The sequence below is a fragment of the Pseudoalteromonas rubra genome (assembly GCF_005887115.1).
Taxonomy (GTDB): domain Bacteria; phylum Pseudomonadota; class Gammaproteobacteria; order Enterobacterales; family Alteromonadaceae; genus Pseudoalteromonas; species Pseudoalteromonas rubra_F.
In genome coordinates, this window is the sequence record NZ_PNCJ01000043.1 from 18,201 (window position 1) to 28,811 (window position 10,611).

Below are 10,611 nucleotides of genomic sequence, written 5' to 3' on the forward strand. Positions count from 1 at the left end.
CTAGCTTTCCTCGCCATCCATCGCAGCCAGCAAGGCATCCAATTCCTGATCGGACAGTTGCTCGTCGATTTCAGCCTGTTCCGGTGCATGGGCAGGATCCGCTGCCTGAGGTGCATGCTGCTGCTCGTCCAGTTTGCGGACCAGCTGAGCGACCGTAGGGGCAGTGAACAGGTCAACCAGAGTGAGATGTGCCTGTAGCTGCTCTTCGATGTTGGCAATCACTTTGACTGCGACCAGCGAGTGGCCACCCAGCATAAAGAAGTTGTCGTTACAACCAACCTGCTCGAGTCCCAGGGCTTGTGCAAAAATAGCGCACAGTGTCTGCTCTCGCTCAGTCTGTGGTGCCACAAACTGAGCCAGCTTACTGCGTACATCAATCGGGTTCGCCGCAATAATGGCATTGCGATCCAGCTTACCATTACTGGTTAACGGGAACTGCTCCGCTTTAACGAAGAAGTCTGGGATCTGGAAGCCCATCAGCGCAGACTGACAGTGATCCAGCAATGCATCGTCCAGGTTCTTGTCTGCCTGATAATACGCGGCCAGATGCTGATTATCTTCACCAGTTACAGCCACACACACGGCTTGTACACCAGGGTGCTGACCTATTACTTCTTCAATTTCATTGAGTTCAACCCTGAAACCACGCACCTTGACCTGGTTGTCGTTACGGCCGATAAACTCAAGCTGTCCCTGGGCATTTTCGCGCACCATATCGCCACTGCGATACAAGCGAACGGTGCGTTCAATTCCATGCAGCTTAAAGGTATGAGTGACAAAGCGTTGTGCGTTAAGCTCGTTATCCAGATATCCCTGAGACAGTCCCAGTCCGGCCAGATACAACTCACCAATGCCACCTTGTGGTACACACTGGCCTTGTGCATCCAGCACAAACCCTTCGCTTCCTTTGATGGCGGTACCAATGGGCACTGAGCGTGACAGCGCAGTGGCTTCGAGGACGTCGGCTGTGAGTTGCTGACAGTATGAGAAAGTAGTGTTTTCTGTCGGTCCATAGCCATTGATCAGGATGCAGTGCGGATTGTGCTCCACAAACTTTTGCACTTTGTCCCGAGACAGCACGTCACCACCGGCCAGCAAATAACGTAGCGAGGCGGGCAGGGCTGTTTGTTGTGCTTCAGCCAACTGATGGAACAGGCCTGCGGTTAACCACATATGGCTGATGTTGTGGGTGTTCAGGTAATCCTGATACTGAGCCAGAGACAGACGCTTCTGCGCTGGCACAACCAAAGTGCCGCCATTGAGCAGTGGTGCATAGATCTCAAGTGTGGAAGCATCAAAGTACTGAGACGAGTGCTGCAGCCATACGTCTTCACTGCCCAGGGCAATGAAATCAGGCTGTTCTACCAGACGCAGTATCCCGGCTTGCGGAATGCGAACCCCTTTGGGTTTGCCCGTAGAGCCCGAGGTGTACATGATGTATGCCGTCGAGTCCTGAGTACCTAAATCCAGCAATGGCGCATCAGACATATCGGCAATTTCGCTGATATGTACCAGGTTGAACCGCTCTGCCAGTGTCAGTGCCTGTTGATCGGTCACAATCACCGGGCTGGCATTTAGCTGTGCCAGGTCATCGAGCATTGTTTGGGTACGGATTTCACCGCTGTCCAGGTCGATAGGCATATAACTCGCACCCAGACGAGCCGCCGCGAGCATGGCAGCATAGAGTTCAAAGCCGGGTTTAAGTACCAGACCCAGAGTATCACCCGCAGTAACCTGTGCCTGTAGTGCTGCGGCTATGCTGGCAGAGCGCTGTTGCAATGCCAGGTAGCTGTACTCGGTTGAGTCTGCATCAATAACAGCTGTGTTATTCGGGTATTGCGAAACCTGGCGGTCGAACAGGGCTGCAACCGACGGTGACAGCTGTGATGCGAGTTCATCTTCGTTCATCAGTAGCTGACTGGCAGAGCTGGCATTGATGGCCGTCAGCTGGTCAATAGGCTGATCCGGGTTTTGGGTCAGGTTAGCCAGCAGGTGCATAAAGTTAGCCACCATTTCCTGCATGGTTTCTTTGGCAAATAGATCGGTACTGTATTCCCAGGTCATAACTGCTGCCGCGCGTCGTGATGTAGTTTGTCCTACGCGTTGCTCTGCATGCGGCGCGACTATGATGTTCAGGTCCAGCTTGGCCGATTTGTTGGTGTTAACCAGGCCATTGACCTGTAAGCCACCGAAGTCTGGCTCAGGCACTTCCGCATCATGGAAACTGAACATAGTCTGGAATAAGGGGTTAGCCTGTCCCATACGCTCAGGGCTGAGTTTCTGAACCAGTTGTTCAAATGGCATGTCCTGATAAGCATAGGCATCAAGACAGGTCTTACGCACGCGCTGCAGTAACTCAAGGAAGCTTGGGTTACCTTCCAGGCTGGTACGTAGCACGATACTGTTTACCATCATACCCATGATAGGGTGCAGCTCGGGTGCGGTGCGCGACGCCGTACCAGCACCGATGTTGATGTCGGTCTGGCCACTATATTTGTGCAGTAACACATAGTATGCAGCGATCATGGTCATATATAAGGTGAAGCCATTTTCGCGCGCAAATGTACGCAATGACTCATACAGTTCAAAGTCCAGGTTGAACATGAGTGAGTCACCTCTAAACGACGGCTCCAGCGGGCGTGGATAGTCATAAGGCAACTCCAGTGCCGGCGGTAAATCTGCCAGCTTGTCCAGCCAGTATTGCTCCATTTCTTCGTAGTAGGCACCAGACATCACTTCACGTTGCCACAAACAGAAGTCGGCATAAGTGAATTTAAGCGGCGCCATTGAATGGGCTTTCCCTGCCAGTTTGGCCTCGTAGATGGCGTGCAGTTCTTTGGTGAAAATACCCACAGACCAGCCATCGTGGATCAGGTGGTGCTCAACCTGCAGCAGGCAGTGAGAATCTTCAGCCAGTTTGATTAGTTTCCAGCGGATCAGTGGCAGCTGAGTAATGTCGAATGGCTTCTGAGTCAGTTTAGGAAGTAACTCATCCAATTCTGCTCGTTGTTGTTCTTCGCTCAGGTGACTCATGTCCAGCGGGGTCAGGTCGACTTTGAACGGACTTTCGATGCGCTGATAAGGCACACCATCGTCATCGTGGAAGGTACTGAACCACAGCGCATGACGGGCAACGATCTCTTCCAGCGTTTCTTCCAGGTAAGTGATGTTCAATGGACCGTCGAGATAGAAGGTCATCTGGAAGTTATAGGCCGTATTGGTTTTCTGTAATTGCTGCAGGAACCATACGCGTTCCTGCTGGAACGACAAGGGGTAGCGGTCCAGCTCCGGACGATGTGTCAGGCTGGGCAGCAGTTGTTGGCTGCTCTCGCTGTTACGCGCTTTCTGGGCGATCAGCTGAGCTTGTGCTGCCAGCGTTGGATAATCAAAGATCTCACTGAAATTCAGTTTTACGCGGAAAACATCTTTAATTTTTGCCAGCAGTTTGATGGTCAGAATTGAGTGACCACCCAAACGGAAGAAGTGGCTGTCTTCGCACAGTGTTTCCGGAGAGAGTAACTGCTGCCAGATCACCGCCAGTGAGTTGAGGTAGTGATCCTCGAAATCAATTTCAACCGCTTTGCGCTCAAGCTCAGGCAGTTTTTTCCGGTCATATTTACCGGTAATGGTTTTGGGGATATGTGGCAACTGCATCCAGTGACTGGGCACCATATAATCAGGCAGTCGCTCTGTCAGTGCATCACGCAGTGACGCCGAGTCACACTCCACTGCCGCTGTATAGTAAGCCGCCAGTTCCTGAGCACCCTGGTCGTTATCGACAACAACCAGGACCACTTCCGAAATGTCCTCCAGTTGCGCCAGGGCATGTTCAATTTCACCCAGCTCAACGCGGTAGCCGCGGATTTTGACCTGGTGGTCTTTACGGCCAGCATAGTAGAGCACGCCCTGTTTGATATAACCCAGATCGCCACTGAGGTAGCAGCGGCCAAGTTGCGGGTGCGCAACAAACGCGGCATCGGTCAGCTCACGCTGGTTCAGATATTCCCGTGCCAGACCGGCGCCCGATATGGCAATTTCACCTAAAAACCCTTCCGGCAGACAGTGCAGAGACTGGCTCAGGATGTGACAGGCGGCGTTGTCGATGGCACGACCGATAGGCAAGCGGGCGAGGGCCAGATGTGACTCATCCAGTTTAATTCGAGTGGTGACCACGGTCGCTTCAGTCGGGCCGTAGGTGTTGAATAAATCAATGTTCAGCTGATGTTGCTGGCAGAAGGTATGCCAGGCGCTAAAGCTTTGCTGAGTCAGCTCTTCGCCGCCGACTATCACGGTCTTTACTGATGCAGGCAGTGGCTGCTCAAGGGTATTACTCCAGGCAATAAAAAATGCGGTTGGAAAGTTCAGGATGCTCAGGTTATGGGCAGTAATAAAGTCGATGAATGCCTGTGGATCAGCCATGATGGCATCGTTTCGCAATACCAGTTTGGCACCCGCAAATAAGGTGGGGTAGATTTCTTCAACGGCGGTATCAAAGCTCACTGAAGCAAACTGCAAAGCGCTGCTTTGGGGTGTAATGTCGTAGCACTGCATTGCTGACAAAGTGTGGTTTAGCAATGCGCTGCGAGGCACACTCACCCCTTTCGGGTTACCGGTAGAGCCAGAGGTATAAATGACGTAGGCTTCAGCCGTGTCTTCAACGTCTGCTGCCAGCAGTGTATCGGCATGTATGGATGTGACTTGTTCTGCACTCAGACAAGGTAGCTGACTATCGACGGCGACATTGGTGATCAACAGGGCTGGTTTCGCATCATCACAAATAAATGCCTGTCGGCTTGCAGGCATTTTAGGGTCAAGCGGAATATAGCTGGCGCCAATGCGCAGGGTTGCCAGTGTTGCGACGATAAAAGGTAATCCTCTGTCGAGTGCAATGGCGACACGCTGACCTGCGGTAATACCTTGTGCCTGCAATTGTTGAGCGCAGCCATTGATAAGTGTATTCAATTCGCGATATGAGACTGACTGTTCGCCATCCACGATTGCAATGGATTCGCCCGGTTCACCCAGCTTGGCCAAATGTGCGTGCAGATGGTTGTTTTCCCACTGAATGCTAAGATCCGCCGCCGGCATGGCCGTCAGCACATCCTGGCTGTAAGGGTCCAACTGGGTCAGCGACTGCTGCGCTTGTTCAACACAGTTCAGCAGGAAAGTCTTGTAAAAGTCCAGCAACGCCTGAATATGCGCAGCGCTGTAATGCTTGGACTGATAACTGGCGTGCACACTGAGTGCGCCCGATGCCATGACATACAGCGTCAGTGGATAGTGGCTTTGTTCATAACCCACCACTTGCTGCATTGGAGCTTGCTGTGCATCTGATTGTTCATCATTGACCAGACGCTTAGGGAAGTTTTGGAAAATAAACAAAGTAGAAAACAAATGCTCAGTGATCGGCATTTTGACCGCTTGTTTAATTTGTTCCAAAGAGACATGGGCATGATCCCATGATGCCACTAAAGTGTTCTGGAATTGTTTCAGCCAGCTGGTGAAGTCGCTGTTGTGCTGTGCATCAATACGGATTGGCAGGGCATTACTGAAAAAGCCGGCAATGCTTTCCATGTTTGGCACCTGATGCGGACGACCTGCGACAACCGAGCCAATGACGGCATCTTCACGTCTGCTGACCTGAGCTTCAAACAAGCCAAATGCGCCCAGCATCAGGGCATTTAATGTCACCCCCTGGCGTTGACAAAAATCGTTGAGCGTTGAAAATTCCTGCTCGCTGAAGCTGAGCTTGGCCTGAGAGTTTTGCTCACTAATCTGCTCGACCGCAAACCCCTGCAATTTGAGCGGAGCACTTGATTGCGGCTCTCCCAGATGAGTATACCAGTGGCCTAAAGACTGTTTGGTGTCCTGCGCCAGCAGCCATTTCACATAATCTTTGTACTGGCCTCCCTGAGGAAGTACCACAGCTGAACCCTGAAGCAGCTGGGATACGGCCAGTTCAAGCTGATTGGTGATCAGCGCCATGGACCATCCATCCAGTTGCAGGTGGGTGAAGTTAAAGGTCATCAGGTTATGCTCGGGGAGCAAATAATAGTCGACCCAGACTGGGGGCACTTTGCCTAACTCAAGCGGTTTGCGGCGACTCTGCGCACTATTTTCTAAGACTCTCTGTTCGGCCTGCTGTTCGCTCATGGCACTGAAATCGTGCTGATGCCAGGGCAGGGTGTACTGACCCAGCACAGCTTGTAATGGCTGAGATTTATTTTCCCAGCTGTACACTGAACGCAGTACAGGGTTGTGGTCAATGACGGCCTGCCAGGCCTGTTGCAAGATCTCTACCCGGGTCTCTTTTGCAACGATGAGGTTGAGCTGCTCTCGGTAGTTCTCGTCTGACTCTGTTGCATTAACCAGGTAAAACAACATGCCACGTTGGGTTGCCGAAAGCGGGTACACAGCTTGTATTTCTTTAACAGAACTCATGGGTATTCCTTGTTTTCTTATATTTTTTATATTTTTAAAAATCAGGACTCGAACTCATCGAATAAGGACTGCAGATCCGCTTCTGATACGGCATCACCAATCACCTCAACGCCATGCAGTTGCTGCTCGCTGGCAAGCACAGTGTTGGGTGTTGAGTTCGGGATCAGGCTCTGAGCCAGATCCTTAATGGTTTGATGTTGAAAAATATGGCCACTGTTTGCATTGAAGCCCAGTGTCTGTAGTTGGCTTACCAGCTTTATCGCGGTGATTGAATCTCCGCCCAGTGCAAAGAAGTTACAATTAGTGCCAATGTCAGACAGGTTGAGCAGGCTTTTCCAAAGCTCCAGCAATTGCTGTTCCTGATCATTTGCCGGGGGAACGAGCTGATTGTATTCCGGGCTGGGCTCCAGTGAAGCCAGGTGGTTTCGATCTATCTTGCCACTGGGGGTGAGTGGTAATTTGTCCATCGCGATGATGAAATCTGGCACCATATAGGCCGGTAGTACCTGACGGAGCTGAAATTGTAACTGCTCGCAATCTTGCATCTGCGCCGGATCGGCAAAATAGGCAATGAGCTTTTGACTGCCGTTAGGCATGGTGTGCACGACAACACACACTTTTTCCAGTGCCGCCAGTTGCTGAAGCTGGCGCTCGATTTCTTGTAACTCTATCCTAAAGCCACGAATTTTGACCTGATGGTCATTTCGGCCTAAACAGTAAAGCTCACCTTCGCAATTGATGTAGCCCAAATCGCCTGTGCGGTATGCGTTGACAGGACCCTGTGGGCTGTCCAGCGTGATAAAACGTTCAGCTGTCTGAGATGCTAATCCAACATAGCCCTGGCCGACACACGCACCAGCTATGACAATTTCTCCGCGCATCTGAGGCGGACAGGGATTACCCTGCTCGTCGAGGATATGGATTGCGCAATCATTGATTGGCTGGCCAAGCGGTATATCCTGGCTGGTGTTAGGATCAACCAGTTGGCAGGTTGCCCAAACTGTTGCCTCGGTGGGGCCATACATATTCCACAGGCAGGCGACTTTGCCATTGAGTGCCCGAGCCAATGTAGTCGGCAGGCGTTCGCCGCCAGATAGCGCGCGCACAGTCGGTTTGCCTTCCCAGCCCGCATCAAGCAACGATTGCCAGCCTGCAGGCGTTGCCTGCATCACGGTAATCGGCAGCGTGTTGAGCTGTTGCTTGAGACTCAGACCATCCCTTTGCTGTTGTGGTGCAATGACCACTTCACCGCCTGCCATCAATGGGGCAAACAGCTCCAAAACCGAAATATCGAACGAAATTGGCGTAACGGCCAGCAAGGTATCATGGCGAGTCAGTGACAACTGAGTGACCATACTGGTCAGGAAATTATCCAGATTTCCATGGTTGATCTTGACCCCTTTGGGCTGCCCGGTCGAGCCAGAGGTAAAAATGATATAGGCTAGCTGATCCGACTCCGGGAGCGTATTCAGGTCCGTTGGTGCCACCGGCTGTGCTCTCAGCTCATCTAAGGTCATTTGAGCAAAGGTGCCACTGAGCTGCTGTGTTTGTTCACACAGGATCAGCTTGCACTGACCTTTTTGTGCAATGTATTCAAGGCGCTGCTGCGGGTAATCTGGATCCATTGGAATGTAAATCAGACCAAGGCGCAGGGCTGCCAACATCGCAATAACCATATCACAGTGGCGCTCAAGCATCAGTCCAAGGTGATCGCCTTGTTTGAGTCCCTGATTCAGCAGGTTTTGTGCCAGTAAATTAATCTGATTATTAAGAGATTCATAACTTATCTGCTGCTGATGACAGCGTAGTGCAATGGCGTGAGGCTGGTGCTGTGCATGCTCAGCCAGGGCTCCAAGCAGGGTGCGTTTTGGTGCAATCTGTGTCGAAGTAAGCTGAGCCAGAGTTGGATACTTAATCTCTGTCAGGGCGCGTTTTAATGTTTGCTCCCGGGTATTCATTAATTGTGTGAGCAAGGGCACCAGGCTGTCGCTCATCATGGTCATCAGCTCGCTGCTGAACAGGTCTTCCCGGTATTGCCAAAGGATCCGTGCTTCATTTGGTGCGGTGACAATCTTAAGAGTCAAATCGTATTTCGAGGTTGCCTGTGCTGAGCTGACAAACGACCAGCTTTGCGTATCTGAATGTGCTTGGTCGGAACTGGTGTGGTTAGATACCAGGATCTGAAACAGTGGATTCACGTAAGGCTGACGAGCCGGTTTTAATTGCTCCAGTACGTATTCAAAGGGTACGTCCTGGTAGCGCATCAGCGCGTTCTGCTTACCCTTAATGTACTCAATGAGCTCAGCAAAAGACCAGTTATAGTCAAGCTGATGGCGCAGTGGTAACAGGTTTAAAAAGCAGCCAAGTACCTGATCCATATTCGCCGTCGGGCGATGGATCACCGGCGTACCGAACATCACATCATCCACTTTACTCCAGTGGCCCAGTAGTATTGCCAGGACGGTATGATAAAACGAAAACTCGGTGATCCGAGCTTCCTGACAAAGATGCTTTACTGAGTCTGCCAGTGCATCGGGAATGGTGACGGGAATGGTTTGCGCTGTGCTGCGGGTATTCTGTGCATGCGGTGCCTTAAGCGGTAAGCGATGTAACTGAGGGGCACCGCGCAAGGTCTCAATGAACGCAGTTGCATGGCGCTGAAAAGCCGGGCTTGTCAGGTGTTGCTTTTGCCACAGCGCATAATCGCGATATTGCTCCGTGCTGGCTGGTGTGGTGTGTTGCTGGTGTGAAGCAAACAGTTGAGCAACAAACGTCTGACAGGCGGTCTCGTCCAACGCAATATGATGGAACAACAAACACAAGTCGCAGCCCGTGGCGGTATGGAAAAAGGCAACGCGCACCGGCATATCCGTCTCCAGCTCAAACGAGTATGCAGAGAAGGCTTGTACCTGCTCTGCCAAATCTTGTTCACTGCTTTGAGTACATTGGTGATGTTCCACAGTAAGTACCAAATCAGATTGTACTCGCTGATAAACTTCATCGTCTTTTTCGTAGTAACAGGTATTAAATATTTCATGACTGGAAATCAAATTTCGAATCGTGGTTTCCAGCTCATGGGTATCCCAGCTGTTATCGAACCTGATCCACATTGGAATATTGAAGTCTGCAGTGCCGGGTTGAAGCTGTTGTGTCAGCCAAATACGTTTTTGGCTCAGCGATGCAGGCGCATCACCTGACAGACGAGCAGCCTGTTGTCCTTCAAGGTAGGCAATGATATGAGATTTCCGGCCCGAAATTCTGGACAGGATGGAGCGATCTTTGAGCCGCCGGTTCGTCTTGTAACCCAGTTTTCCATCTTCAATAAACAGCGAAACACCTGCTGAATCTGCTTCCTGGATCAAGCTCTGGATATCCATGTCGCCTCCTTGGATATAGAGAATTGGTTATCTTTGTTTGTTGTTTTTGTTACAGCAATTAACAGTGTTGTTTTCATTTTATTGCAATTCGGATTTAGAGTACCTAAGGCTTGGAAATTGTCAAGATTAAAAAAATTCAAATTTAGTTTGATTTGTGCTCATCTTGTGTGTTTATTAGGTATTAAGTGACTTTTAGTGCTTGCAAATTAATTAATTCATGTTTGTTTGTGGGTGCTTACAAACTAAATTGTTTGTTTGTGGTTAATTTTAAGTATTGAAATTGTAAGTTTTATTTTGTTGTGCAAATTGGGATAAAAAGTGAACTTTTTGTGCGATGTATGAACAGGGTTATGCAAAGTTAATAACATCCGGGTTCACTGCCTTGCTGCATGCCACCTTGTATGTTTTGTGTGATTTTTGAGCATGCATGAAAAGGCAGGCGGAGGATTCAGTGCCTTTGTATGAGTCCTGTCTATGGTAATAAAACTTCGCATTGAGTATGCCTTTGATTAAGCAACCACTAACTTAGCTCTGTGAAGAACGGGTAATGGTGAGGCCACTGTGATGGTATCCGTTATCTCATTCTGCAGTGCCGTTAAACCGAGTCAGGCATCTTGTTTTAAGTTGTTTTGCGCAGCGCATGACGAGAGATATGACGCTCAGCGCAACAATGGTTTGGCCAATCACGGACAGCATAAACAGAGCTACACAGATTCACACTGGCTTGCATGACAACGAGTGCAAGCCCTTATGTACTGAATTTTATAAATATAATAATACCGGGAGAGATACA

General features: G+C 50.3%; 2 protein-coding genes. Both read right to left on the minus strand.

Going from position 1 to position 10,611, the window contains the following annotated elements; translation table 11 throughout:
• On the minus strand, nucleotides 1–6,441 hold the full coding sequence (locus CWB98_RS20645) for a non-ribosomal peptide synthetase (RefSeq protein WP_138546549.1): 6,441 nt from the start codon (nucleotides 6,439–6,441) through the stop codon (nucleotides 1–3).
• Nucleotides 6,442–6,482: 41 nt separating this feature from the next.
• A complete protein-coding gene (locus CWB98_RS20650; protein ID WP_138546550.1) occupies nucleotides 6,483–9,818 on the minus strand; it encodes a non-ribosomal peptide synthetase in 3,336 nt (1,111 codons plus the stop codon).
• Nucleotides 9,819–10,611: the final 793 nt, after the last annotated feature.